Annotated in this window: 23 protein-coding genes and 2 pseudogenes; 23 read left to right on the top strand and 2 right to left on the bottom strand. The window is 68.2% G+C overall.

All coding sequences use genetic code 11. The features are described from left to right. Positions 1-7 precede the first annotated feature (7 nt). The 6 genes and pseudogenes from lysA to C6A87_RS20055 all read left to right on the top strand — a co-directional run bounded on the left by lysA (position 8) and on the right by C6A87_RS20055 (position 7,806). Positions 8-1,340 (top strand): annotated as a pseudogene (gene lysA / locus C6A87_RS20080) (diaminopimelate decarboxylase). Further along, positions 1,337-2,653, top strand: a complete 1,317-nt coding sequence (locus tag C6A87_RS20075; RefSeq protein ID WP_311113868.1) for a homoserine dehydrogenase — start codon at positions 1,337-1,339, stop codon at positions 2,651-2,653. The pseudogene lysA and the gene C6A87_RS20075 overlap by 4 nt, the downstream one beginning before the upstream one ends. Then, positions 2,650-3,729 carry a threonine synthase gene (gene thrC / locus C6A87_RS20070; protein WP_311113867.1) on the top strand — a complete coding sequence of 360 codons (1,080 nt, stop codon included), beginning with the start codon at positions 2,650-2,652 and terminating at the stop codon, positions 3,727-3,729. The genes C6A87_RS20075 and thrC overlap by 4 nt, the downstream gene beginning before the upstream one ends. A gap of 13 nt (positions 3,730-3,742) precedes the next feature. Then, positions 3,743-4,687, top strand: a complete 945-nt coding sequence (thrB, locus tag C6A87_RS20065) for a homoserine kinase (RefSeq protein ID WP_311113866.1) — start codon at positions 3,743-3,745, stop codon at positions 4,685-4,687. A 296-nt stretch (positions 4,688-4,983) separates the two neighbouring features. Further along, on the top strand, positions 4,984-7,092 hold the full coding sequence (gene rho, locus C6A87_RS20060) for a transcription termination factor Rho (protein ID WP_311113865.1): 2,109 nt from the start codon (positions 4,984-4,986) through the stop codon (positions 7,090-7,092). A gap of 114 nt (positions 7,093-7,206) precedes the next feature. After that, on the top strand, positions 7,207-7,806 hold the full coding sequence (locus tag C6A87_RS20055) for a maleylpyruvate isomerase family mycothiol-dependent enzyme (protein WP_311113864.1): 600 nt from the start codon (positions 7,207-7,209) through the stop codon (positions 7,804-7,806). Between the two features lies 1 nt (position 7,807). On the opposite strand, the gene C6A87_RS20050 is transcribed toward C6A87_RS20055, so the two are convergent. Next, positions 7,808-8,452, bottom strand: a complete 645-nt coding sequence (locus C6A87_RS20050) for a helix-turn-helix domain-containing protein (RefSeq protein WP_311113863.1) — start codon at positions 8,450-8,452, stop codon at positions 7,808-7,810. 110 nt (positions 8,453-8,562) lie between these two features. Here C6A87_RS20050 and fadD1 point away from each other — a divergent pair, with 110 nt between their 5' ends. From fadD1 to C6A87_RS19970, 16 genes and pseudogenes are all read left to right on the top strand, one after another. Further along, the gene (gene fadD1, locus C6A87_RS20045) at positions 8,563-10,140 is read left to right on the top strand and encodes a fatty-acid--CoA ligase FadD1 (RefSeq protein ID WP_311113862.1); all 1,578 of its coding nucleotides are present in this window, start codon (positions 8,563-8,565) and stop codon (positions 10,138-10,140) included. 134 nt (positions 10,141-10,274) lie between these two features. Continuing rightward, on the top strand, positions 10,275-10,499 hold the full coding sequence (gene rpmE / locus C6A87_RS20040) for a 50S ribosomal protein L31 (protein ID WP_311113861.1): 225 nt from the start codon (positions 10,275-10,277) through the stop codon (positions 10,497-10,499). 90 nt (positions 10,500-10,589) lie between these two features. Then, on the top strand, positions 10,590-11,663 hold the full coding sequence (gene prfA / locus C6A87_RS20035; protein WP_311113860.1) for a peptide chain release factor 1: 1,074 nt from the start codon (positions 10,590-10,592) through the stop codon (positions 11,661-11,663). Positions 11,664-11,686: 23 nt separating this feature from the next. Next, on the top strand, positions 11,687-12,514 hold the full coding sequence (gene prmC / locus C6A87_RS20030; protein ID WP_311118011.1) for a peptide chain release factor N(5)-glutamine methyltransferase: 828 nt from the start codon (positions 11,687-11,689) through the stop codon (positions 12,512-12,514). 45 nt (positions 12,515-12,559) lie between these two features. After that, positions 12,560-13,222 (top strand): L-threonylcarbamoyladenylate synthase, encoded by a 663-nt coding sequence (locus tag C6A87_RS20025; RefSeq protein ID WP_311113859.1) that lies wholly within the window; start codon positions 12,560-12,562, stop codon positions 13,220-13,222. 11 nt (positions 13,223-13,233) lie between these two features. Further along, on the top strand, positions 13,234-14,451 hold the full coding sequence (locus tag C6A87_RS20020) for an MraY family glycosyltransferase (protein ID WP_311113858.1): 1,218 nt from the start codon (positions 13,234-13,236) through the stop codon (positions 14,449-14,451). Positions 14,452-14,730: 279 nt separating this feature from the next. Further along, positions 14,731-15,177 carry an ATP synthase subunit I gene (locus tag C6A87_RS20015; RefSeq protein ID WP_311113857.1) on the top strand — a complete coding sequence of 149 codons (447 nt, stop codon included), beginning with the start codon at positions 14,731-14,733 and terminating at the stop codon, positions 15,175-15,177. Between the two features lie 48 nt (positions 15,178-15,225). Beyond that, on the top strand, positions 15,226-15,999 hold the full coding sequence (gene atpB, locus C6A87_RS20010; protein ID WP_311113856.1) for a F0F1 ATP synthase subunit A: 774 nt from the start codon (positions 15,226-15,228) through the stop codon (positions 15,997-15,999). Between the two features lie 114 nt (positions 16,000-16,113). After that, complete coding sequence (locus tag C6A87_RS20005; RefSeq protein ID WP_163924093.1) at positions 16,114-16,368, top strand: F0F1 ATP synthase subunit C; 255 nt, start codon at positions 16,114-16,116, stop codon at positions 16,366-16,368. A gap of 9 nt (positions 16,369-16,377) precedes the next feature. Further along, a complete protein-coding gene (locus tag C6A87_RS20000; protein WP_003931027.1) occupies positions 16,378-16,878 on the top strand; it encodes a F0F1 ATP synthase subunit B in 501 nt (166 codons plus the stop codon). After that, positions 16,879-18,217: pseudogene (locus C6A87_RS19995) on the top strand (F0F1 ATP synthase subunit B/delta). 48 nt (positions 18,218-18,265) lie between these two features. Next, positions 18,266-19,912 carry a F0F1 ATP synthase subunit alpha gene (gene atpA, locus C6A87_RS19990; protein ID WP_311113855.1) on the top strand — a complete coding sequence of 549 codons (1,647 nt, stop codon included), beginning with the start codon at positions 18,266-18,268 and terminating at the stop codon, positions 19,910-19,912. 34 nt (positions 19,913-19,946) lie between these two features. Continuing rightward, positions 19,947-20,876 (top strand): F0F1 ATP synthase subunit gamma, encoded by a 930-nt coding sequence (locus C6A87_RS19985; protein ID WP_003931030.1) that lies wholly within the window; start codon positions 19,947-19,949, stop codon positions 20,874-20,876. A 35-nt stretch (positions 20,877-20,911) separates the two neighbouring features. Beyond that, complete coding sequence (gene atpD / locus C6A87_RS19980) at positions 20,912-22,339, top strand: F0F1 ATP synthase subunit beta (RefSeq protein WP_311113854.1); 1,428 nt, start codon at positions 20,912-20,914, stop codon at positions 22,337-22,339. 39 nt (positions 22,340-22,378) lie between these two features. Then, complete coding sequence (locus C6A87_RS19975) at positions 22,379-22,744, top strand: F0F1 ATP synthase subunit epsilon (protein WP_311113853.1); 366 nt, start codon at positions 22,379-22,381, stop codon at positions 22,742-22,744. Between the two features lie 6 nt (positions 22,745-22,750). After that, positions 22,751-23,197 (top strand): DUF2550 domain-containing protein, encoded by a 447-nt coding sequence (locus C6A87_RS19970; RefSeq protein WP_311113852.1) that lies wholly within the window; start codon positions 22,751-22,753, stop codon positions 23,195-23,197. Between the two features lie 10 nt (positions 23,198-23,207). Here C6A87_RS19970 and C6A87_RS19965 read toward each other — a convergent pair whose 3' ends face one another. Continuing rightward, entirely contained in the window at positions 23,208-23,783 is a 576-nt protein-coding gene (locus C6A87_RS19965) for a cob(I)yrinic acid a,c-diamide adenosyltransferase (RefSeq protein WP_311113851.1), read from the bottom strand. Between the two features lie 81 nt (positions 23,784-23,864). Here C6A87_RS19965 and murA point away from each other — a divergent pair, with 81 nt between their 5' ends. Continuing rightward, positions 23,865-25,118 (top strand): UDP-N-acetylglucosamine 1-carboxyvinyltransferase, encoded by a 1,254-nt coding sequence (gene murA / locus C6A87_RS19960; protein ID WP_311113850.1) that lies wholly within the window; start codon positions 23,865-23,867, stop codon positions 25,116-25,118. Positions 25,119-25,151 lie beyond the last annotated feature (33 nt).

The raw sequence follows: 25,151 nt of genomic DNA, 5'->3' as shown, positions 1-25,151 counted from the left end.
CCTCGCGCTGGCCCCGAACGTCTGGCCCCAGAACGCTGTTCGCGGTGACGACGGAGTCGTCTCGATCGCCGGTGTGCCGCTGACCGACATCGCCGCGGAGTTCGGGACGCCGGTGTTCGTCATCGACGAGGCCGACTTCCGGGCCCGCTGCCGGGACATCTCGGCAGCGTTCGGCGGCGGTGAGTTCGTCCACTACGCGGCGAAAGCCTTCCTGTGCACCGAGATCGCGCGGTGGGTCCACGAAGAGGGGTTGTCGCTGGACGTGGCGACCGGGGAGAGCTCGCGGTCGCCCTGCACGCCGGATTCCCGCCGGAACGGATCACGGTGCACGGCAACAACAAATCCGTCGCCGAGTTGACCGCGGCGGTCAAGGCCGGGGTCGGTCACATCGTGCTGGACTCCGACATCGAGATCGAGCGGCTCGACGCGATCGCCGGTGCCGCCGGGGTGGTGCAGGACGTGCTGGTGCGGGTCACCGTCGGCGTCGAGGCGCACACCCACGAATTCATCTCCACCGCACACGAGGACCAGAAATTCGGTCTGTCGCTGGCCAGCGGCGCGGCGATGGCCGCGGTGCGCCGGGTGTTCGAGACCGACAACCTGCGCCTGGTGGGCCTGCACAGCCACATCGGCTCCCAGATCTTCGACGTCGCCGGCTTCGAGCTGGCCGCCCGCCGGGTGATCGGGCTGCTGCGAGACGTGGTCGCCGAGTTCGGCGTCGACAAGACCTCCCAGATGGACATCGTCGACCTCGGTGGGGGACTGGGCATCTCCTACCTCCCGCAGGACGACCCGCCGCCGATGGCCGATCTGGCCGCGAAACTCCAGTCGATCGTTCGCGAGGAGTCCGCCGCTGTCGGGCTGCCCGCACCCCGGCTGGTGGTCGAACCCGGGCGCGCCATCGCGGGCCCCGGCACGATCACCCTCTACGAGGTCGGCACCGTCAAGGACGTCGCCGTGGCCGCCGACCGCAGCCGCCGCTACGTCAGCGTCGACGGCGGGATGAGCGACAACATCAGGACCTCCCTCTACGACGCCGAGTACGACGTCCGGCTGGTGTCGCGGACCAGCGACACGGAGCCGACGCTGTCCCGGGTGGTGGGCAAGCACTGTGAGAGCGGCGACATCGTGGTGCGCGATGCATGGCTGTCCGGCGACGTGACACCGGGGGATCTGCTCGGCGTCGCGGCCACCGGCGCATACTGCTATTCGATGTCGAGCCGCTACAACCTGATCGGCCGGCCGTGGTGGCCGTGCGCGACGGGCGGGCACGCCTGATCCTGCGCCGGGAGACGGTCGACGATCTCTTGAGTCTGGAAGTGAGTGAGGTGAAGCGGTGAGTGACGAAATCGGCGTGGCCGTACTGGGGCTGGGCAATGTGGGCAGCGAAGTGGTGCGCATCATCGAGGAGAGCGCGGCCGACCTGACCGCCCGGATCGGTGCACCGCTGGCGATCCGCGGCATCGGGGTCCGGCGGGTGGCCGCCGACCGCGGCGTCCCGGTGGAGATGCTGACCGACAACGTCGAAGAGCTCGTCTCGCGCGACGACGTCGACATCGTCGTCGAACTGATGGGCCCGGTCGAACCGGCGCGCAAGGCCATCCTCGCCGCCCTCGAGCAGGGCAAATCGGTCGTCACCGCCAACAAGGCGCTGATGGCCGTGTCGGCGGGCAAGTTGGCGGAGGCCGCCGAGCACGCCCACGTGGACCTGTACTTCGAGGCCGCGGTCGCTGGTGCCATCCCGGTCATCCGCCCGCTCACCCAGTCGCTGGCCGGTGACACCGTGCTGCGCGTGGCCGGAATCGTCAACGGCACGACCAACTACATCCTCTCCGAGATGGACAGCACCGGCGCCGACTACACCTCGGCCCTCGCGGACGCGTCCGCGCTCGGGTACGCCGAGGCGGACCCGACGGCCGACGTCGAGGGTTACGACGCCGCGGCCAAGGCGGCGATCCTGGCCTCGATCGCGTTCCACACCCGGGTCACCGCCGACGACGTCTACCGCGAAGGCATCACCAAGGTCACCGCGGCCGACTTCGTCTCGGCGCGTTCTCTCGGCTGCACGATCAAGCTGCTGGCGATCTGTGAGCGGCTCACCACCGGTAAGGGCAAGCAGAAGGTCTCCGCCCGGGTCTATCCTGCGCTGGTCCCGCTGGAGCATCCGTTGGCCTCGGTCAACGGCGCGTTCAACGCTGTGGTCGTCGAGGCCGAGGCCGCCGGGCGCCTGATGTTCTACGGGCAGGGCGCGGGCGGTTCGCCGACCGCCTCGGCTGTGCTGGGTGACCTGGTCATGGCGGCGCGCAACCGCGTGCAGGGCGGCCGCGGTCCGCGGGAGTCCAAGTACGCCAAGCTGCCGATCGCCCCGATCGGCGTCATCCCGACGCGCTACTACGTCAACATGAACGTCGCCGACCGGCCGGGCGTGCTCTCGGCGGTGGCGGCCGAGTTCAGCAAGCGTGAAGTCAGCATCGCCGAGGTGCGCCAGGAAGGCATGGTCGACGAGGGCGGTCAGCGCTGCGGTGCGCGCATCGTCGTGGTGACCCACGAGGCCACCGATGCCGCATTGTCGGAAACCGTTGCCGCGCTGGGTGATCTGGAAGTCGTTCAGAACATCAACAGCGTCCTGCGGATGGAAGGGACCACAGAGTGAGCACCACCCGTGCCGTGCACCAGCCCTGGCCGGGCCTGATCGAGGCCTATCGTGACCGGCTGCCCGTCGAGGACAGCTGGACGCCGATCACGCTGCGGGAGGGCGGCACCCCGCTGCTGCCCGCCCCGCGGCTGTCCGAATACACCGGCTGCACAGTGCATCTGAAGGTCGAGGGGCTCAACCCGACCGGCTCCTTCAAGGACCGCGGCATGACGATGGCGGTCACCGAGGCAGTCTCACGCGGACAGCAGGCGGTGCTGTGTGCCTCGACGGGCAACACCTCCGCCTCGGCTGCCGCCTACGCCGCGCGGGCCGGGATCACCTGCGCCGTGCTGGTGCCGCAGGGCAAGATCGCGATGGGCAAACTGGCCCAGGCCGTCATGCACGGCGCCAAGATCATCCAGATCGACGGCAACTTCGACGACTGCCTGGAACTGGCCCGCAAGTTGACCTCCGATTTCCCGACGGTCTCGCTTGTCAACTCGGTCAACCCGTTCCGCATCGAAGGGCAGAAGACCGCCGCATTCGAGATCGTGGACGCGCTCGGTGACGCCCCCGATGTGCATGCGCTGCCGGTCGGCAACGCGGGCAACATCACGGCCTACTGGAAGGGCTACACCGAGTACCACCGGGACGGGCTGGCCGCGCAGTTGCCCCGGATGCTCGGCACGCAGGCCGCCGGCGCCGCACCGCTGGTGCTCGGGGAGCCGGTCAGCGATCCCGAGACGATCGCGACCGCGATCCGGATCGGGTCGCCCGCATCGTGGAACTCGGCCGTCGAGGCCCAGCAGCAGTCCGGGGGACGGTTCCTGGCCGCCACCGACGAGGAGATCCTGGCGGCCTACCACCTCGTCGCCCGCACCGAAGGTGTGTTCGTCGAGCCCGCATCGGCGGCGAGCATCGCCGGACTGCTCAAGTCCATCGAAGACGGCTGGGTCGCCAAGGGTTCCACGGTCGTGTGCACCGTCACCGGCAACGGGCTCAAGGACCCCGACACCGCGCTCAAGGGCATGCCCGCGGTCATCCCGGTGCCGGTGGACCCGGTCGCCGTGGTCGCCAAACTCGGGCTGGTCTAGGAATTCGTTGACCGTGACCCGCACACTGCAGCCCGGCCTGACGGCCACCGCCGTGGTCGCCGCATCCAGCGCCAACCTCGGCCCCGGCTTCGACAGCATGGGCGTGGCCCTGGGCCTCTACGACGAAATCGTGGTCGAGACAACGGAATCGGGCCTGGTCGTCGAGGTCGAGGGGGAGGGTGCGGGCCAGGTTCCGCTGGACGCCTCGCACCTGGTGGTGCAGGCCATCGAACGCGGGCTGCGCGAGACGGGGGTCTCGGCTCCCGGTCTGATCGTCCGCTGCCGCAACGACATCCCGCATTCCCGCGGACTGGGTTCGTCGGCCGCTGCCGTGGTCGGCGGCCTGGCTGCCGCCAATGGAATTGCCGCACAAGCGAATTGCGCACCGATGTCGCAGGAGCGGTTGGTGCAGGTGTCGTCGGAATTCGAAGGACACCCGGACAACGCGGCCGCCGCGGTGCTCGGTGGCGCGGTCGTCTCCTGGACCGAGGCCGGCGCCGGGGAGCCCCGGTACGCCGCGGCCCCGATCCGGCTGCACCCGGACATCACGTTGTTCGCGGCCGTCCCGCAGGTTCGCTCGTCGACCGCGGAGACCCGGGTGCTGCTACCCGAGCAGGTCCGCCACACCGACGCCCGCTTCAACCTGAGCCGGTCGGCGCTGCTGGTCGTCGCGCTCACCGAGCGGCCCGACCTACTGATGCCTGCGACCGAGGACGTGCTGCACCAGCCTCAGCGCGCCGCCGCGATGCCCGCGTCGGCGGAATACCTCGCGGTGCTGCGGCGTTGCGGAGTGGCAGGAGTGCTGTCAGGCGCTGGGCCGAGTGTGCTCGCCTTGAGCACCGCAGCCGAGCTTCCTGCGCCGGCCCTCCGGTACGGCGCCGACCACGGTTTCGAGATCAAGAAGATGTCGGCCGGACGCGGCGTGACGTGGACCTCCGCCGTCGCAGCGCACAATTAGATTGACGCCCTGATCGGGAGTAACAGGCGCAACATGCGGATCATGGGGTTTCTTGCTTCCATGCCGGATGCAGGTTATTCTCGCTTTCGTCCAGCAATCGCAGCGTCTTCACCTGCGCCGACACTAGGACGACTCTTCTTTCAGGTGTTCAATTTTGTGGACTGACGTTTCGCCGTTTGCCGGCGAGACCTGGGATCACCGTTGCGGTGGCAGTGGTGTGACCTCGGCGTTCAGCGGATCGGCTGAACGCACTGAACCCTCGCGTGACCTGATCATCGAGGGAAGAAAGGAAATCCGTGACTGATACGGACCTCATCACGGCTGGCGGCTCCGACAGCGGCGAGCTGCCCAACACCGTGAGCGCAGACGCTTCGTCTTCCCAGGCAGCCCCTGCCGCGGGTGACGCCCCGGCGGCTGCTCGCGCCCGGCGTGGCGCTCTCACCAGCCTGGTTCTGCCCGAACTTCGGGCAATGGCCAAGGAGATCGGCGTCGAAGGCGCCTCCGGCATGCGCAAGAGCGAACTGATCGCGGCCATCCGCGAGCGGCGCGGCGAGGCCAACGGCAAGTCCGAGACCAAGAACGGCACCGTCGGCGAGAGCGCCGTCCAGGCCGCCCCGGCGCCGGCCGACCAGGGTGCCGGCGAGGCCGCGCCCGAGCAGGCTGCCGAAGCGCAGCCGCAGACCCGGCGCCGTGAGCGCCGCGGCTCCTCGCGTCAGCAGGGCGGCCCGAGCGCCGGCGAGCAGACGAGCATCGAGGACCAGGACCAGGCCCCCGAGCAGCCCGCCAAGGACCAGGGCCAGCCCGCCAAAGAGCAGCCCGCCAAGGACCAGGACCAGAGCGCCAAGGATCAGGACCAGCCCGCCAAGGACCAGCCCGCCAAGGACCGGCCCGCCAAGGAGCAGGACAAGTCCGCCGCGCAGGCGGAGTCCGGCCAGGCGGAGGGCCGCAGGAACGCCCAGCGCGACCAGCAGGGCGGCCGCGACAACCGGGACAACCGCGACGGCAGGGACAAGCAGAACACCGGCCAGGGTTCGCGGTCGGACTCCGACTCGGACAACCGTTCCGACGGTGGCGAGCACCAGGGCGGTCAGAACCGTGGCCGCGGCCCCGCCGCGGACAACGACGACGACGGTGACGGCCGCCAGGGCCGGCGTGGCCGCCGGTTCCGCGACCGCAAGCGCCGCGAGCGTGGCGGCGACGGCGGTGGTGGCGGCGGCGAGCGCGACACCGAACTGCGCGAAGACGACGTGGTGCAGCCGGTCGCGGGCATCCTCGACGTGCTCGACAACTACGCGTTCGTGCGCACCTCGGGATACCTCGCGGGTCCCAACGACGTGTACGTGTCCATGAACATGGTCCGCAAGAACGGCCTGCGCCGCGGTGACGCGGTGACCGGCGCCGTGCGCGTCCCCCGGGACACCGACGCTGGTAACAGCGACAAGAACCCGCGGCAGAAGTTCAACCCGCTGGTGCGCCTCGACACCGTCAACGGCAAGCCCGTGGACGAAGCCCGGAAGCGGCCCGAGTTCCAGAAGCTCACCCCGCTGTACCCGAACCAGCGGCTGCGGCTGGAGACCAGCTCCGACAAGCTGACCACCCGGGTGATCGACCTGATCATGCCGATCGGCAAGGGGCAGCGCGCGCTGATCGTGTCGCCGCCCAAGGCCGGTAAGACCACGATCATGCAGGACATCGCGAACGCGATCACCCGCAACAACCCCGAATGCCATCTGATGGTCGTGCTCGTCGACGAGCGGCCCGAAGAGGTGACCGACATGCAGCGTTCGGTCAAGGGAGAGGTCATCGCCTCCACCTTCGACCGGCCGCCGTCAGATCACACGCAGGCCGCCGAGCTCGCCATCGAACGGGCCAAGAGGCTCGTCGAGCAGGGCAAGGACGTCGTCGTGCTGCTCGACTCGATCACCCGTCTGGGCCGCGCGTACAACAACGCGTCCCCGGCTTCGGGTCGCATCCTGTCCGGTGGTGTGGACTCCACCGCGCTGTACCCGCCGAAGCGCTTCCTCGGCGCGGCCCGCAACATCGAGGAGGGCGGCTCGCTGACGATCATCGCCACGGCGATGGTCGAGACCGGCTCCACCGGTGACACGGTGATCTTCGAGGAGTTCAAGGGCACCGGTAACGCCGAGCTCAAGCTCGACCGCAAGATCGCCGAGCGCCGGGTGTTCCCCGCGGTCGACGTCAACCCATCGGGTACCCGTAAGGACGAGCTGCTGCTCTCACCCGACGAGTTCGCGGTCGTGCACAAGCTGCGCCGGGTGCTGTCCGGGCTGGACCCGCACCAGGCCATCGACCTGCTGATGAGCCAGCTGCGCAAGACGAAGACCAACTACGAGTTCCTGGTGCAGGTCTCGAAGAACACCCCCGGTGGCACCGACCACGACTGAGTGACGCGGTGTGGTCGCGCCCGGCCTGCCCGACCACACCGACTCACCGGTCGTCGGAAGCCTTTTCGCCCAAATGCTTCCGGCATTCCTGCTCGACGCGGCCGGGAGGCGATCGTGGACCACGAGACCGTCTGGCGCCACATCGCCGCCCAGCGTCACGAGATCGCCGAACTCATCGACACGATCGACGCTCGGGACCCGGACGTCTGGGACAGGCCGTCGCTGTGTGCCGGCTGGTCGATCCGGAACGTCGCCGCACACCTGACTCATTCCACGATCGGGCTGCCCCGCATGCTGCTGGAGGCGGCGCGCAGCGGCTTCCGACTCGACGCCGTGGTGAACCGGATGGCGGTCACCGACGCCAGATCGCCCGCCGAGATCGCGGCGAATCTGCGGGCCGTCGCAGGCAGCCGGCGCCATCCCCCGGGGACGACAGCGCTGGAGCCGTTGATCGACGTGCTGGTCCACGCGCAGGACATCTGCATCCCTCTCGGCATCACACGTCCGATGCCCGCTGACGCCGCGGTCGCGGCCGCCCACCGGGTCTGGACGACGGGATCTCCGTTCCGGGCTCAGCAGCGCCTCGCCGGCACCCGGCTGATGGCCACCGACGCCGGATTCGACGTCGGCGAAGGTCGCGAAGTGGCCGCGCCGATCAGCGCGCTGCTTCTGCTCATGACCGGGCGGGAACCGGCCGACGGGCCGCGTCGATAGGTCAGCCGGCGGACGGATCGCTGCGCAGCGCCGCGACGAGGTAGCGCCGTGCGTGGCGCAGCACCGAATCGTGATCGTCGACGTCGCACTGCTCGCCGGGCACCGTGGCCAGGCTCATCATGATCCGGGCGATCCACTCCGCGGCCTCCGCGCAGTCGGTCGCCTGGTGGATTTCGCCGCGCTCGACCGCGGCCTCGACATAGGGCACCCAGAACGCGGCGATCTCGGGGATGAGGCCGCGGACACCGAGGCCGGCGCACGCGGTGAACGCCTCCGGCTCCTCCTGGCGCAGCTTGAGGACGAGCGCGCCCGGCGTCTCGGACTCCCGGCGCGCCAACTCCACGCCCACGGCAATCTGCTGGTCCAGCCCTGTCACCTGGTCCAGGCGCGCCCGGGACTCGGTCCAGAACGCGTCGTTGAGCCGCACGATCGCGGCACCGAGAAGCTCGTTCTTGTCCGGGAAATGGCGGTAGAGCCAACCGCGGCTGATGCCGGCCGCCTCGGCGACCTCGGACACGGTGGTGGCGCGAATCCCCTTGGCGGTCAGGCACTGTTCGGCGGCATCGATGAGCCGGTCCCGAACTGTCCGGGGCTCGGCCCCGGCCGCGGAATCGGGCTCTGGTTTGGCGTCGGCCCCCACGTCCATCGGCATATCTTCGCAAACGAAGCGACCGCCAGGGCTGAGGTACGCTTCGCGCGGTGCGGCAGTAGACAACTCTTTCGATCTGTTCATCACGTGGGGGAGGGTGGGGCGCGTTGACCGAGACGGTGCAGCAGCTACTGCGGGAGCGCATGGACAGCGACGGCGTCGCGGTGACCTACGAGGGGCGTACCTGGACCTGGCGGGAGCACCTCGACCAGGCTGCCGCCCAGGCAGCCGCGCTGATCGGCGCCGCGGACCCGGACCGCCCGCTGCACGTCGGGGTGCTGCTCGGCAACACCCCCGACATGCTGACCGCAATCGCCGCGGCGGGACTCGGCGGCTACGTCGTGTGCGGCATCAACAACACCCGCCGCGGCCAGGCGCTGGCCCGCGACATCCGCCGGGCCGACTGCCAGTTCCTGCTCACCGACGGCGCCCACCGGGCCCTTCTCGACGGTGTGGACCTGGCCGGGGTACGCGTGTTCGAGGTGGGCACCCCGCAGTGGACGGAGCTCACCGCGCAGGCCGGGGCCCTGACCCCGCACCGGGAGGTCACCGCCACCGACACCTTCATGCTGATCTTCACCTCCGGCACCAGCGGCGACCCGAAAGCCGTGAAGATGATGCACGCGATGGTGCTGCTGGCCGGCGCTGCGCTGGTCGGCCGCTACCAGCTGGGCCCCGACGACGTCTGCTACCTGTCCATGCCGCTGTTCCACAGCAACGCGGTGCTCGCCGGCTGGGCGGTCGCGGTCAACGCCGGCGCCGCGATGGCGCCCGCGCAGTTCAGCGCGTCGCGCTTCCTCGCCGACGTGCGCCGCTACGGCGTGACGTACATGAACTACGTCGGCAAGCCGCTGGCCTACATCCTGGCCCGGCCGGAACGGCCCGACGACGTCGACAACGCGCTGCGGGTCGCGTTCGGCAACGAGGCCACCGACCGGGACATCGCCGAGTTCTCCCGCCGGTTCGGGTGCCAGGTCTGGGACGGCTTCGGCTCCACCGAGAACGCGGTGACGGTCACCCGCGAGGACGGCTGCCCGCCCGGCTCCATCGGCAAGGGCTTCCCCGGGGTGGCCATCTACCACTCCGAGACGCTGACCGAGTGCGCGGTCGCCCAGTTCGACGAACACGGCGCGCTGCGCAACGCCGACGACGCGGTCGGGGAGCTGGTCAACACCCAGGGCGCGGGCATGTTCGCGGGCTACTACAACGACCCCGACGCCACCGATGACCGGATGCGTCACGGCATGTTCTGGTCCGGCGACCTGGCCTACCGCGACGCCGACGGCTGGATCTACCTCGCAGGCCGCACCGCCGACTGGATGCGGGTGGACGGCGAGAACATGACCTCCGCGCCGATCGAGCGGATCCTGATCAGGCTGCCGGCGCTGAGCATGGTGGCGGTCTACCCGGTGCCCGACGAATTCGTCGGCGACCAGGTGATGGCCGCGATCGTGTTGCAGGACGACGCGACGCTGACCCCGGACGAGTTCGCCCGGTTCCTGGAAGCCCAGCCGGACCTGTCGCCGAAGGCCTGGCCGCGCCATGTGTGGATCGCCGAGGACCTGCCCAGCACCGCGACCAACAAGGTGCTCAAGCGGGAACTCGTCGCGATGGGGACCGAACCGGCGGGCCGGACGCTGTGGCGCCGCGATGGCAAGACCTACCTGACCGTGGCTCAGGAATAGCGAGCCCCGAACGGGCGTTTAGGCTGCTGGCGGTTGAACTGGCATAATTTACCGCCGTCACCTCGGTTCCGGTTCACGCCGCAGCCTCCCGGTACGGGAAGGGCGACCCGGACCCCACGATCGAAGAGGAAACCATGAAATCAGGCATTCATCCTGACTACGTCGAGACCACCGTGCTGTGTGGTTGTGGTGCGAGCTTCACCACCCGCAGCACCAAGCAGAGTGGGAACATCACTGTCGAGGTCTGCTCGCAGTGCCACCCGTTCTACACCGGCAAGCAGAAGATCCTCGACAGTGGCGGCCGCGTCGCACGTTTCGAGAAGCGCTACGGCAAGCGCAAGACGACTGCCGACAAGTAGCCGTCCGAACGGCGCCCGCTCTGTTGCTCAGGCACAGGCCGGGCGCCGTTTCGCGCACCGGGGTAGACACAGGACAGTTGAGGAGGCGAGATGACCGAGGCCGCACCGGCGATCGAGGCGATTCTCGCCGAGTATGCCGAGCTGGAACAGCGCCTTTCCGATCCTGAGCTGCATGCCGACGCGGCCACCGCCCGCAAGGTGGGCCGGCGGTTCGCCCAGGTGTCGCCGATCGTCGCGACCTACCGCAAGCTCGAGACCGCCCGCGGTGACCTGGAGGCGGCGCGCGAACTCGCGGCCGACGACTCCTCCTTCGCCGCCGAGGTCGACGAACTCAGCGCCAAGGTGACCGAGCTGGACACCGCGCTGACCGACCTGCTGGCCCCGCGTGATCCGCATGACGCCGACGACATCGTGCTGGAGGTCAAGTCCGGCGAGGGCGGGGAGGAATCCGCGCTGTTCGCCGCGGACCTGGCCCGGATGTACATCCGCTACGCCGAGCGGCACGGCTGGACGGTCACGATGCTGGGGGAGACCACCTCCGATCTCGGCGGCTACAAGGACGCGACGCTGTCGATCGCCAGCAAGGGTGATTCGGCCGACGGGGTGTGGTCGCGGCTGAAGTTCGAAGGCGGCGTGCACCGCGTGCAGCGGGTCCCCGTCACCGAATCGCAGGGACGGGTGCACACCTCGGCCGCCGGGGTGCTGGTCTACCCCGAGCCCGAGGAAGTCGAACAGGTCCAGATCGACGAGTCCGATCTGCGCATCGACGTGTACCGCTCGTCGGGCAAGGGCGGCCAGGGCGTCAACACCACCGACTCCGCGGTGCGCATCACCCATCTACCCACCGGCATCGTCGTGACCTGCCAGAACGAGCGGTCCCAGCTGCAGAACAAGGCGCGGGCCATGCAGGTGCTGGCCGCGCGGCTGCAGGCGCTCCAGGAGGAGCAGGCGCAGGCCGACGCGTCGGCGGACCGGGCCAGCCAGATCCGCACCGTCGACCGCAGCGAGCGGATCCGCACGTACAACTATCCGGAGAACCGGATCGCCGACCACCGGATCAACTACAAGGCCCACAACCTCGACCAGGTGCTCGACGGCGACCTCGACCCGCTGTTCGACGCGCTGGCCGCGGCGGACAGGCAAGCGCGGTTGCAGAACACGTGAACCTAGCCGACCGGCCGGTGACGATGCGTCAGCTGATCGACGACGCCGCCGAGGTGCTGGCCTCGGCCGGTGTCGGGTCGCCGCGGGTCGACGCGGAACTGCTGGCCGCGCACGTGGCGGGAACCCAGCGCGGCCGGGTCGCGTTCGTCAGCCCCGACGACGGCTTCGCCGCGCGCTTCGGTGCCCTGGTGGCCCGCCGAGCCGAACGCGTGCCGCTGCAACACCTGACCGGCACCGCGGCGTTCGGACCCGTCACCGTGCACGTCGGTCCCGGCGTGTTCATCCCGCGCCCCGAAACCGAGGCTCTACTGGAATGGGCTCTGGCGCAACGGCTTCCGGAGCGCCCCCGGATCGTCGACCTGTGCACCGGGTCGGCGGCGCTGGCGCTGGCGCTGTCCGCCGGGTTCCCGGCCGCGACCGTCACCGCGGTCGACGACTCCGACGCCGCGCTCGCCTACGCGCGGCGCAACACCGAAGGCACGCCGGTGACGGTGCTGCGCGCCGACGTCACCGCCGATGACGTGCTCGCCGAACTCGACGGCACCGCCGACCTGCTCGTCGCCAACCCGCCCTACATCCCGGCCGACGCGCGGCTCGAACCCGAGGTGGCCGAGCACGATCCGGCCCACGCGTTGTTCGGCGGCCCGGACGGAATGGTGGTGATCGACCGGATCGTCGAGGTGGCGGCCCGCCTGTTGCGCCCCGGCGGGCGCTGCGCGGTCGAGCACGACGACACCACCTCGGAGCGCACCGTCGCGGCGTTCACCGGGTCCGGCCGATTCGTCGACGTCACCGCCCGACACGACCTCACCGGCCGGCCACGCTTCGTGACCGCGGTGCGGGCCGGGTGAGAGGCTGATTCCCGTGACCCAGCGAGAAGCGAAGGCGGATCGCAAATGACCGAGATGTTCGACTGCACGGATCCGGCACAGCGCGAGACCGGTATCGCGTCGGCGGTCAGCGCACTCAAGGGCGGGCGCCTGGTCGTGATGCCGACCGACACCGTCTACGGGATCGGCGCCGACGCGTTCGACGGCGAGGCGGTCGCGGCGCTGCTGGCGGCCAAGGGCCGTGGCAGGAACATGCCCGTGCCGGTGCTCGTCGGTTCCTGGCACACCATCCAGGGGCTGGTGTACTCGGTGCCCAACAGCGCCAAGGAACTGATCCGCGCGTTCTGGCCCGGCGCGCTGAGCCTGGTGGTCCACCAGGCGCCGTCGCTGCAGTGGGACCTCGGCGACGCGAACGGCACCGTGATGCTGCGGATGCCGCTGCACCCCGTGGCCATCGATCTGCTGCGCGAGGTCGGCCCGATGGCGGTGTCCAGCGCCAACATCTCCGGCCGGCCCGCCGCCGTCACCGCCGCGCAGGCTCAGGAGCAGCTCGGCGACCTCGTGGAGGTCTACCTCGACGGCGGTCCCGCCCAGCAGCAGGCCGCGTCCACCATCGTCGACCTCACCGGCGCGCATCCGAGGGTGCTGCGGGAGGGCCCGGTGACGACCGCGGCGATCGCCGACGTCCTGGGTGTCGACGCCTCGACCCTCAGCCCGCTCCCGGATTGAGCTGGAATTCCGTGCACCTGGGTTCAGCGACCGAGACCGTCGCGCAGGCAGGGGAGAGCCTCCTGGCGCTCTCCGACCGCGGGGCCGGGGTCCCGCTGCGCGAACTCGCGCTGGTCGGGCTGACCGCGGCGATCATCACCTACCTGGCCACCGGATGGGTACGGGTGCTCGCGACCCGCTGGGGAGCGGTGGCCTACCCCCGGGAACGCGACGTGCACCTGCAGCCGATCCCGCGCATGGGCGGCCTGGCGATGTACATCGGCGTCGTCGCCGCCGTGCTGCTGGCCTCGCAGCTGCCCGCCCTGACCCGCGGCTTCGTGTACTCGTCGGGGATCCCCGCGGTCGTCGTCGCCGGCGGGCTGATCATGGTGGTCGGCCTCATCGACGACCGGTGGGGACTCGACGCGCTGACCAAGTTCGCCGGCCAGATCACCGCCGCCAGCGTGCTGGTGACCATGGGCGTGGCCTGGAGCGTGCTCTACATCCCGATCGGCGGCGTCGGCACCATCGTGCTCGACCAGGTCGCATCCATCCTGCTGACGCTGGCGTTCACCGTCGCGCTGGTCAACGCGATGAACTTCGTCGACGGCCTCGACGGGCTGGCGGCCGGTCTCGGCCTGATCACCGCATCGGCGATCTGCATGTTCTCGGTCGGGCTGCTCCGCGACCACGGCGGCGACGTGCTGTTCTATCCGCCTGCGGTGATCTCGGTGGTGCTCGCCGGGGCCTGTCTGGGGTTCCTGCCGCACAACTTCCACAAGGCGCGGATCTTCATGGGTGACTCCGGCTCGATGCTGATCGGGCTGATGCTGGCCGCCGCGTCGACCACCGCCGCAGGCCCCATCTCGCAGACCGCCTACGGCGCCCGCGACGTGTTCGCGCTGCTGTCACCGTTCCTGCTGGTGGTGGCGGTGGTGCTGGTGCCCGCGCTGGACATGCTGCTGGCCATCATCCGGCGCACCCGCAAGGGCCTGAGTCCGTTCAGCCCCGACAAGATGCACCTGCACCACCGGCTGCTCGAGATCGGCCACTCCCATCGGCGCGTCGTGCTGCTCATCTACTTGTGGGTGGGCATCGCCGCACTGGGCGCCGCGAGCACGATCTTCTTCGATCCCCGGCACACCGGAGCGGTGATGGCGGGCGCGGTCGTGATCGCCATCGTGGTGACGCTGATCCCGTTGCTGGGACGCCGGAACGAAGCACCGGACGGGATGTACGACAAAAAGTAGTAGGGCCTCTTTTAGGGCCCTCACCATGTGTTAGGGTTTCATGAGAACCCGAAAGACCTCCCGGGTTGCCGGCCTCCGAGCGGTTCGATGGCATCGATCAGAGCATCGCTCGGACTGGCATGACGAACGACAATCAGACCACATTTCGACAGAAACAGGGAGCAACCCCTTGGGTGATTCCAGCGCGCCCGACGCCCTCCGATACGCTACGGGCGCCACGCACAGGAACCGCGGGAAGACCCCATCGATGCTCGACGACCGCCGGATTGAGGTGAAGCAGTGACGACGCCTGCGCAAGACGCGCCGTTGGTGTTCCCGTCCGTTGCTTTCCGTCCCGTCCGTCTGCTGATCGTATGCCTCGCGCTGACCGCGGTCGCGCTGCTGGCCTCAGGATTCACCGGCAACATCCTCTTCGGCGCATTCTTCGGTGTCGGCCTCGGTCTGGGACTGGTCAACGCCCTGCTGGTGCGTCGGGCCGTCGAGTCCATCACCGCCGAGGAACACCCCCTCAAGAAGAAGATGGCGGTGAACTCGGCCACCCGGCTGCTGGTCATCACCGCCATCGCCCTCACCGTCGCGTTCGTGTTCCGTCAGCACGGCGGGCTCGCCGTGCTGTTCGGGCTGGCGATTTTCCAGGCACTGCTCGTGCTGAGCACGAGCATCCCGGTGATGAAGAAGATCCGCCGCGACGGACTCAACGTGCTCGACACGGATTCGAAGGATTGATCTGAGCTACATGAACCGGCTGGACTCAATGGAGAGAAGACAGGGACGATGACCGAATCCATCCTCGCCGCAGAGGAAGGTGGCGCCGCCATCCACGTCGGGCATCACACGATGGTGTTCGAGCTGTTCGGCATGACGTTCAACGGCGACACGATTCTGGCCACCGCGGTCACGGGCCTGATCGTCATCGCACTGGCGTTCTACCTGAAGTCCAAGGTCACCGCGACGGGTGTGCCCGGCGGCGTGCAGTTGTTCTGGGAAGCCCTGACGATTCAGATGCGCCAGCAGATCGAAGGCTCGATCGGCATGAAGGTGGCGCCGTTCGTGCTGCCGCTGTCGGTCGCGATCTTCGTCTTCATCCTGATCTCCAACTGGCTTGCGGTGCTGCCGTGGCAGTACGGCGGTTCCGACGGCGCCGCGGGCGAGCTCTACAAGCCGCCGGCCTCCGACATCAACTTCGTGCTCGCGCTGGCCCTGTTCGTGTTCATCTGCTACCACGCCGCGGGTATCTGGCGTCGCGGCATCATCGGCCACCCGATCAAGGTCGTGAAGGGCCACGTCGCGTTCCTCGCGCCGATCAACATCGTCGAGGAGCTTGCGAAGCCCATCTCGCTGGCACTGCGACTTTTCGGCAACATCTTCGCGGGCGGCATCCTGGTGGCGCTGATCGCGATGTTCCCCTGGTACATCCAGTGGTTCCCGAACGCCGTGTGGAAGACGTTCGACTTGTTCGTCGGCCTGATTCAGGCCTTCATCTTCTCGCTGCTGACGATCCTGTACTTCAGCCAGTCGATGGAACTGGACCACGACGACGAACACTGAGAGCGACGACCACCAAGCGCGACACCGACTCACCAACCGCTAAGTCCCTACGACCAACGATCACGAACTCTGGCGGCACCGCCCCCAGTTATCAAGGAGGATAAGAGAATGGAAATCGACCCCAACGCCATCATCACGGCTGGTGCGCTGATCGGCGGCGGTCTGATCATGGGCGGCGGCGCGATCGGTGCGGGTATCGGTGACGGTATCGCCGGTAACGCCCTGATCTCCGGCATCGCCCGCCAGCCCGAGGCACAGGGCCGGCTGTTCACGCCGTTCTTCATCACGGTTGGTCTGGTCGAGGCGGCCTACTTCATCAACCTGGCCTTCATGGCGCTGTTCGTCTTCGCCACTCCGGGCCTGCAGTAATCCACCGGCATGGGTGAACTCACCACTTCTATCGTCGCCGCCGAAGAAGGCGGAGGGACCAGTAACTTCCTGATCCCCAACGGCACCTTCTTCGCCGTGCTGCTCATCTTCCTGATCGTGCTCGGCGTGATCTCGAAATGGGTGGTGCCGCCGATCAGCAAGGTCCTGGCCGAGCGCGAGGCGATGCTGGCCAAGACTGCCGCCGACAACCGCAAGTCGGCCGAACAGGTCGCGGCGGCACAGGCGGACTACGAAAAGACAATGGCCGACGCCCGCAGCGAGGCTTCGTCGATCCGCGATGAGGCCCGTGTCGCGGGTCGCCAGGTGGTCGACGAGAAGCGGTCGGCGGCCAGTGGCGAGGTCGCCGAGACGCTGAGCGCCGCGGACCAGCAGTTGTCGCAACAAGGTTCGGCCGCTCGGTCGGATCTGGAGTCCTCCGTCGACGGCCTGTCCGCGACGCTGGCCAGCCGGATCCTGGGCGTCGACGTGAATTCAGGTGGGAGTCGTTAGATGTCGATCTTCATCGGACAGCTGATCGGCTTCGCCGTCATCGTGTTCATCATCGTCAAGTGGGTCGTGCCGCCTGTGAAGGGGCTGATGCAGCGCCAGCAGGAGGCGATCCGGGTCGCGCTCGCCGAGAGTGCCGAGGCCAGCAAGAAGCTCGCCGACGCCGACGCGATGCACGCCAAGGCGGTCGAGGACGCGAAGGCGGCGGGGGCCAAGGTCGCCGCGGAAGCACGCCAGGACTCGGAGCGGATCACCTCACAGCTGGCCGAGCAGGCCGACGCCGAGGCCGAGCGGATCAAAGCCCAAGGTGCCCAGCAGGTTCAGCTGATGCGTCAGCAACTCATCCGGCAGCTGCGCAGCGGCCTCGGTGAGGAATCGGTGGAGAAGGCCACGGAGATCGTCCGCAACTACGTCTCCGATCCGGCCGCACAGTCGTCGACCGTGGACCGGTTCCTGGACGAGCTGGATGCGATGGCTCCGTCCTCCTCGGTGCTGGAGGCGGGCGCGACGGTGAACCTGCGCGCCGCGAGCCGTGAAGCGCTGGCCGAGCTGGTCAAGAAGTTCGAGTCGCTCGCCGAGGGCGCCGACGCCGCAAGCCTGGCCACCCTCGCCAACGATCTCTCCGCGGTGGCCACGCTGCTGCTGGATCAGACGACGCTGAACAAGCATCTCGCCGAGCCCGCCGAGGACCCCTCGGCCAAGGAGCGGCTGGTCGACCGGTTGTTCGACGGCAAGGTCGACGCCGCGACACAGGATCTGCTGAAGACCGCTGTGGCGCAACGCTGGTCCACTGAGGCGAACTTGATCGACGCGATCGAGCACGTCGCCAGGCTGGCGCTGCTGGTCCGCGCCGAGCGTGACGGTCAGAGCGAAGAGGTCGAGGACCAGCTTTTCCGGTTCAGCCGCGTGCTCGACTCGCAGCCCGAGCTGAGCCGGCTGCTGACCGACACCGTGGTGCCCGCCGAGAAGCGTGTGGCGCTGCTGACGAAGATCCTCGACGGCGGCGACGGCGTCAACGACACCGCCAAGGCCCTGCTGATCCAGACGGTCGAACTGCTGCGCGGCGAAACCGCCGACTCCGCGGTCAACGACCTGGCGGAGCTTGCGGTCGCCCGGCGCGGTGAGGCCGTCGCCGAGGTCACCGCCGCAGCCGACCTCTCCGATTCGCAGCGCACCCGGTTGACCGAGGTGCTGAGCCGGATCTACGGCACCCCGGTGTCGATCCAGCTCGAAGGTCGACCCCGAGGTCCTCGGTGGGCTCCTGATCATGGTCGGTGACGAGGTCATCGACGGCTCCATCTCTTCGCGGTTGGCCGCGGCCCGCACCGGGCTGCCGGACTGACCGCCCCAGAACTCGCGCAGTAACAACACAAAGGCAGGACGAAAAGCCATGGCAGAGTTGACAATCTCGGCTTCTGACATCGAAGGTGCGATCGAGGACTACGTCTCCTCCTTCACCGCCGACAACGAGCGGGAAGAGGTCGGCACCGTGATCGACGCCGGTGACGGCATCGCCCACGTCGAGGGTCTGCCCTCGGTGATGACCCAGGAACTGCTGGAGTTCCCCGGCGGCGTCCTCGGTGTCGCACTGAACCTCGACGAGCACAGCATCGGCGCGGTCATCCTCGGTGACTTCGCGAAGATCGAAGAAGGCCAGCAGGTCAAGCGCACCGGCGAGGTTCTCTCGGTCCCGGTCGGGGATGCGTTCCTCGGTCGCGTCATCAACCCGCTCGGCCAGCCGATCGACGGCCAGGGCGACATCGAGGCCGAAACCCGCCGCGCCCTGGAACTCCAGGCGCCGTCGGTGGTTCAGCGTCAGGGTGTCTCCGAGCCGCTGCAGACCGGCATCAAGGCCATCGACAGCCAGACCCCGATCGGCCGCGGCCAGCGTCAGCTGATCATCGGCGACCGCAAGACCGGCAAGACGGCCGTCGCGGTCGACACCATCCTCAACCAGCGTGAGGCGTGGGAGACCGGCGACCCGAAGCAGCAGGTGCGCTGCGTGTACGTCGCGATCGGCCAGAAGGGCACCACGATCGCCTCGGTGAAGCGGGCCCTCGAAGAGGGCGGCGCGATGGAGTACACCACCATCGTCGCGGCCCCCGCCTCGGACGCCGCCGGCTTCAAGTGGCTGGCCCCGTACACCGGTTCGGCCATCGGCCAGCACTGGATGTACGACGGCAAGCACGTGCTGATCGTGTTCGACGACCTGTCCAAGCAGGCCGACGCCTACCGCGCGATCTCGCTGCTGCTGCGTCGCCCTCCGGGCCGCGAGGCGTTCCCCGGTGACGTCTTCTACCTGCACTCTCGCCTGCTGGAGCGTTGCGCGAAGCTGTCCGATGAGCTCGGTGGTGGTTCGATGACGGGTCTGCCGATCATCGAGACCAAGGCCAACGACATCTCGGCGTTCATCCCGACCAACGTCATCTCGATCACCGACGGCCAGTGCTTCCTGGAGTCCGACCTGTTCAACCAGGGCGTCCGGCCGGCCATCAACGTCGGTGTGTCGGTGTCCCGCGTCGGTGGCGCCGCGCAGATCAAGGCAATGAAGGAAGTGGCAGGAAGTCTCCGCTTGGAGCTGTCGCAGTATCGCGAGCTGGAGTCGTTCGCGGCGTTCGCCTCGGATCTGGATGCCGCCTCGAAGGCGCAGCTGGACCGCGGTGCCCGCCTCGTCGAGCTGCTGAAGCAGCCGCAGTACACCCCGTACCCGGTCGAGGATCAGGTCGTCGCGATCTTCCTCGGCACCAAGGGCCACCTGGATTCGGTTCCCGTCGAGGACGTCGCACGCTTCGAGCAGGAAGTGCTCGAGCATGTGAAGGGTTCGCACGAGGAGATCCTCAAGGAGATCCGCGAGACGAAGAAGCTCTCCGACGAGACTGCGGAGAAGCTGACCGACGTCATCAACGAGTTCAAGAAGGGCTTCTCGACGACCGACGGCAGCTCGGTGGTGGTCAACGAGGCCGGCGCCGAGGCGATGGACGAGGCTGACGTCGAGAAGGAATCCGTCAAGGTCCGCAAGCCGGCCCCGAAGAAGTAAGGCGGGAAACGCACTGAAGGGTCTGGAGAGCTAGATGGCTGCAACACTGCGCGAGCTTCGTGGGCGCATTCGTTCCGCGGGGTCGATCAAGAAGATCACCAAGGCCCAGGAACTGATCGCCACGTCGCGAATCGCCAAGGCGCAGGCCCGAGTCGAAGCGGCTCGGCCTTACAGCACTGAGATCACGAACATGCTCACCGAGCTCGCGAGTGCCAGCGCACTGGATCACCCGCTGCTGGTCGCACGGGAGAACCCGCGCCGGGCCGCGGTGCTTGTGGTGTCGTCGGACCGCGGCCTGTGCGGCGCCTACAACGCCAACGTGCTCCGGCAGTCCGAGGAACTGTTCGCGCTGCTGCGCGAAGAGGGCAAGGAGCCGGTTCTCTACACGGTGGGCCGAAAGGCTCTGGGCTACTTCAGCTTCCGCCAGCGCGACGTGATCGGTTCCTGGGACGGCTTCTCGGAGCGGCCCACCTACGAGAACGCGCGTGAGATCGCCGACACCCTGGTGGCGGCGTTCATGTCCGGCGCGGACGACGAGGGTGACGACGCCGGTGCCGACGGCATCCTCGGCGTCGACGAACTGCACATCGTCTTCACCGAGTTCCGGTCGATGCTGTCGCAGTCGGCTGTCGCGCGGCGAATCGCCCCGATGGTGGTCGAGTACGTCGGCGACGAACAGCCCGAAGACGGCCCGCAGACGCTGTTCTCGTTCGAGCCGGACCCGGAGACGCTCTTCGACGCCCTGCTTCCGCGCTACGTCGCGACCCGTGTGTACGCCGCGCTGCTGGAGGCCGCAGCCTCCGAGTCGGCCTCCCGTCGGCGCGCCATGAAGTCGGCGACCGACAACGCCGACGATCTGATCAAGGCGCTGACCTTGGCGGCCAACCGCGAGCGTCAGGCGCAGATCACTCAGGAAATCAGCGAGATCGTCGGCGGCGCCAACGCGCTGGCCGACGCGAAATAGTCTCAACAGCAAGCCCCGTAGGAAGCGAAGAGGAAATGACAGCTACCGCCGAAAAGAGCGCAGGCCGCGTCGTTCGTATCACCGGACCCGTGGTCGACGTGGAGTTCCCGCGTGGCTCCGTACCCGAACTGTTCAACGCGCTGCACGCCGACATCACCTACAAGGAGCTGTCGAAGACGCTGACCCTGGAGGTCGCCCAGCACCTGGGTGACAACCTGGTGCGCACAATCTCCATGCAGCCGACCGACGGCCTGGTCCGCGGCGTCGAGGTGACCGACACCGGCGCCTCGATCTCGGTGCCCGTCGGCGACGGGGTCAAGGGCCACGTGTTCAACGCCCTCGGCGACTGCCTCGACGAGCCCGGCTACGGCAAGGACTTCGACCACTGGTCGATCCACCGCAAGCCGCCGCCCTTCTCGGAGCTCGAGCCTCGCACCGAGATGCTGGAGACCGGCCTGAAGGTCGTCGACCTGCTCACCCCGTATGTGCGTGGCGGCAAGATCGCGCTGTTCGGTGGTGCTGGCGTGGGCAAGACGGTGCTCATCCAGGAGATGATCAACCGTATCGCCCGCAACTTCGGTGGTACCTCGGTGTTCGCCGGCGTCGGTGAGCGCACCCGCGAGGGCAACGACCTGTGGGTCGAGCTCGAGGACGCCAACGTGCTCAAGGACACCGCGTTGGTGTTCGGCCAGATGGACGAGCCGCCGGGCACGCGTATGCGCGTCGCGCTCTCGGCCCTGACCATGGCCGAGTTCTTCCGCGACGAGCAGCAGCAGGACGTGCTGCTGTTCATCGACAACATCTTCCGGTTCACCCAGGCCGGTTCCGAGGTGTCGACGCTGCTCGGTCGTATGCCGTCCGCGGTGGGTTACCAGCCCACCCTGGCCGACGAGATGGGTGAGCTGCAGGAGCGCATCACCTCGACCCGCGGTCGGTCGATCACCTCGATGCAGGCCGTGTACGTGCCCGCCGACGACTACACCGACCCGGCGCCGGCGACGACGTTCGCGCACCTCGACGCCACCACCGAGCTCTCTCGTACGGTGTTCTCCAAGGGCATCTTCCCGGCCGTGGACCCGCTGGCGTCGTCCTCGACGATCCTCGACCCGGCCGTGGTCGGCGACGAGCACTACCGCGTCGCGCAGGAAGTCATCCGCATCCTGCAGCGCTACAAGGATCTGCAGGACATCATCGCGATCCTCGGTATCGACGAGCTGGCCGAGGAGGACAAGCAGCTGGTGCAGCGTGCCCGCCGCATCGAGCGCTTCCTGAGCCAGAACATGATGGCGGCCGAGCAGTTCACCGGTCAGCCGGGTTCGACGGTGCCGCTGAAGGAGACCATCGAGGCCTTCGACAAGCTGACCAAGGGCGACTTCGACCACCTGCCCGAGCAGGCGTTCTTCCTCATCGGCGGTCTCGATGACCTGGCGAAGAAGGCCGAAAGCCTCGGCGCCAAGCTGTGATGATGACCGCTTGCCCCGTGAACCGAAGGGTGGTGCGTCATGGCTGACCTGCACGTCGAGATCGTCGCCGTGGAGCGGGAGCTGTGGTCGGGTGACGCGACGTTCGTGTTCACCCGCACCACTGCCGGCGAGATCGGCATCCTGCCGCGGCACATCCCGCTGGTTGCCCAGCTCGTCGACGACGCGATGGTGCGCGTCGAGCGCGACGGCGAGGACGACCTGCGGATCGCGGTCGACGGCGGATTTCTGTCCGTCACCGAGGAAGCTGTTCGCATCCTCGTCGAGAACGCGCAGTTTGAGTCGGAGATCAATGCCGACCAGGCCAAGCAGGATTCCGAGTCCGACGACGAGCGGACCGCGGCATGGGGTCGCGCGCGCCTGCGCGCCCTCGGCCAACTGGACTGATCACCGATGAGCGCGTCCATGCTGTTCATGGCCGCGCTCGTCGGTGTGCTCTTGGTCGCCGTCGCGGCCCTGACCTATCGGCTGTGGAAGTTGCGGCAGGTGGGCGGCACCGCCGCCATCCTGCGTGACTTCCCGGCCAACGGTGGTCAGGGCTGGCGCCACGGCGTGATGAGATACCGCGGCGGCGAGGCCGGCTTCTACCGGCTGTCGAGCTTGCGATGGTGGCCCGACCGGAGGTTGAGCCGGCGAGGCCTGGAGATCGTGTCGCGCCGATCGCCGCGCGGTGACGAGTTCGACATCATGAGCGACGAGATCGTCGTCCTCGAACTGCGCGACACCAGCCCGGAACGCGGCCGCGGCTACGAGATCGCACTGGACCGCGGCGCGCTCACCGCCTTCACCTCATGGTTGGAGTCGCGCCCGTCCCCGCGGGCGCGCCGCCGCAGCTACTGACGCTGCTCAATTACCCGCGCTGTCCACCCGGCTGCCACAGCACATCGCCGTCTGGATTGGCCACCCGGGACAGGATGAACAGCAGATCGGACAGCCGGTTCAGGTATTTGGCCGGCAGCACACTGACCGAGTCGCCATGAGTGTCCACCGCATGCCACGCCGACCGTTCGGCCCGCCGGGTCACCGTGCGGGCGACATGCAGTAGGGCCGACAGCGCCGTCCCGCCGGGCAGGATGAACGAGTTCAGCGCCGGCAGCGGCTCGTTGAACTCGTCGCACCACTTCTCCAAGCGGTCGATGTAACTCTGCTGGATACGCAGCGGGGGATACTCGGGGTTCTCCACCACCGGCGTCGACAGGTCGGCACCCGCGTCGAACAGGTCGTTCTGGATCTGGAGCAGCACCGGCAGGATCCGCTCGTCGGGGTGTCCCAGCGCGACCGCGACACCGATGGACGCGTTGGCTTCGTCACAGTCGGCGTAGGCGCTCAGGCGGGCATCGCTCTTGGAAACCCGGCTGAAATCGCTGAGCCCCGTCGTGCCATCGTCGCCGGTCCGGGTATAGATCCGTGTCAGGTGTACAGCCATGGCCAGAACGGTACCGGGCTGTGTCCTGAGCGGTGGCTCGGCAGCCTGACACGGCCGAGCAGGCTGTTTACACTGACCGGCGTGAGCGAGCGTTTCGTGGTAACCGGTGGTTGCCGGTTGTCAGGCGAAGTGGCCGTCGGGGGCGCCAAGAACAGCGTGCTCAAGCTGATGGCCGCGGCCCTGCTCGCCGAGGGCACCAGCACGATCACCAATTGCCCCGACATCCTCGACGTCCCGTTGATGGCCGAAGTCCTGCGTGGGCTCGGCGCGACGGTCGACCTCGTCGGTGATGTCGTCCGGATCACTTCACCCGACGAGCTCAAGTACGACGCCGACTTCGCGGCGGTGCGTCAGTTCCGTGCGTCGGTGTGCGTCCTCGGTCCACTTGTCGGCAGATGCAAGAAGGCGAAGGTCGCCCTTCCCGGGGGCGACGCGATTGGTTCGCGACCGTTGGACATGCATCAAGCCGGCCTGCGGCAACTGGGGGCTCAGTGCAATATCGAGCACGGCTGCGTGGTCGCCGAGGCCGAACATCTGCACGGCGCCGAGATCCAGTTGGAGTTCCCGTCCGTCGGTGCGACCGAGAACATCCTCATGGCGGCGGTGCTGGCCGAGGGGGTCACGACGATCCACAACGCCGCCCGCGAACCGGACGTCGCCGATCTGTGCATGATGCTGAACCAGATGGGCGCGCAGATCACCGGCGCGGGGTCTTCGACCTTGACCATCACCGGCGTCGACCGGCTCTATCCGACCGAACACCGGGTCATCGGTGACCGGATCGTGGCTGCGACGTGGGGGATAGCCGCGGCGATGACGCGCGGCGACATCTCGGTGACCGGGGTGGACCCGGCGCATCTGCAACTCGTGCTGCACAAACTTCATGACGCCGGCGCCACCGTCACCCAGACCGACGACGGTTTCCGGGTGGTCCAGTACGAGCGCCCGAAAGCGGTCAACGTCGCGACGCTGCCGTTCCCGGGATTCCCGACTGACCTGCAACCGATGGCGATCGGCCTCGCAGCGATCGCCGACGGCACATCGATGATCACCGAGAACGTGTTCGAAGCCCGCTTCCGGTTCGTCGAGGAGATGATCCGGCTCGGCGCCGACGCCCGTACCGACGGCCACCACGCGGTGGTGCGGGGCATCCCGCAGCTTTCCAGCGCTCCCGTGTGGTCGTCGGATATCCGTGCCGGTGCCGGCCTGGTGCTGGCGGGATTGGTCGCCGATGGCGATACCGAGGTGCACGACGTCTTCCACATCGACCGCGGCTACCCGAAGTTCGTGGAAAACCTGGTCGGTTTAGGCGCGGAGATAGAACGGGTAACCTAGAGAAGACCCGCTGCGAAGCGCTAACAAGCCTCT

The organism is Mycobacterium sp. ITM-2016-00317, assembly GCF_002968295.1.
Lineage (GTDB): Bacteria > Actinomycetota > Actinomycetes > Mycobacteriales > Mycobacteriaceae > Mycobacterium.
The sequence above is the reverse complement of the archived record's forward strand: the minus strand, read 5'-3'. Positions and strand labels throughout refer to the sequence as shown.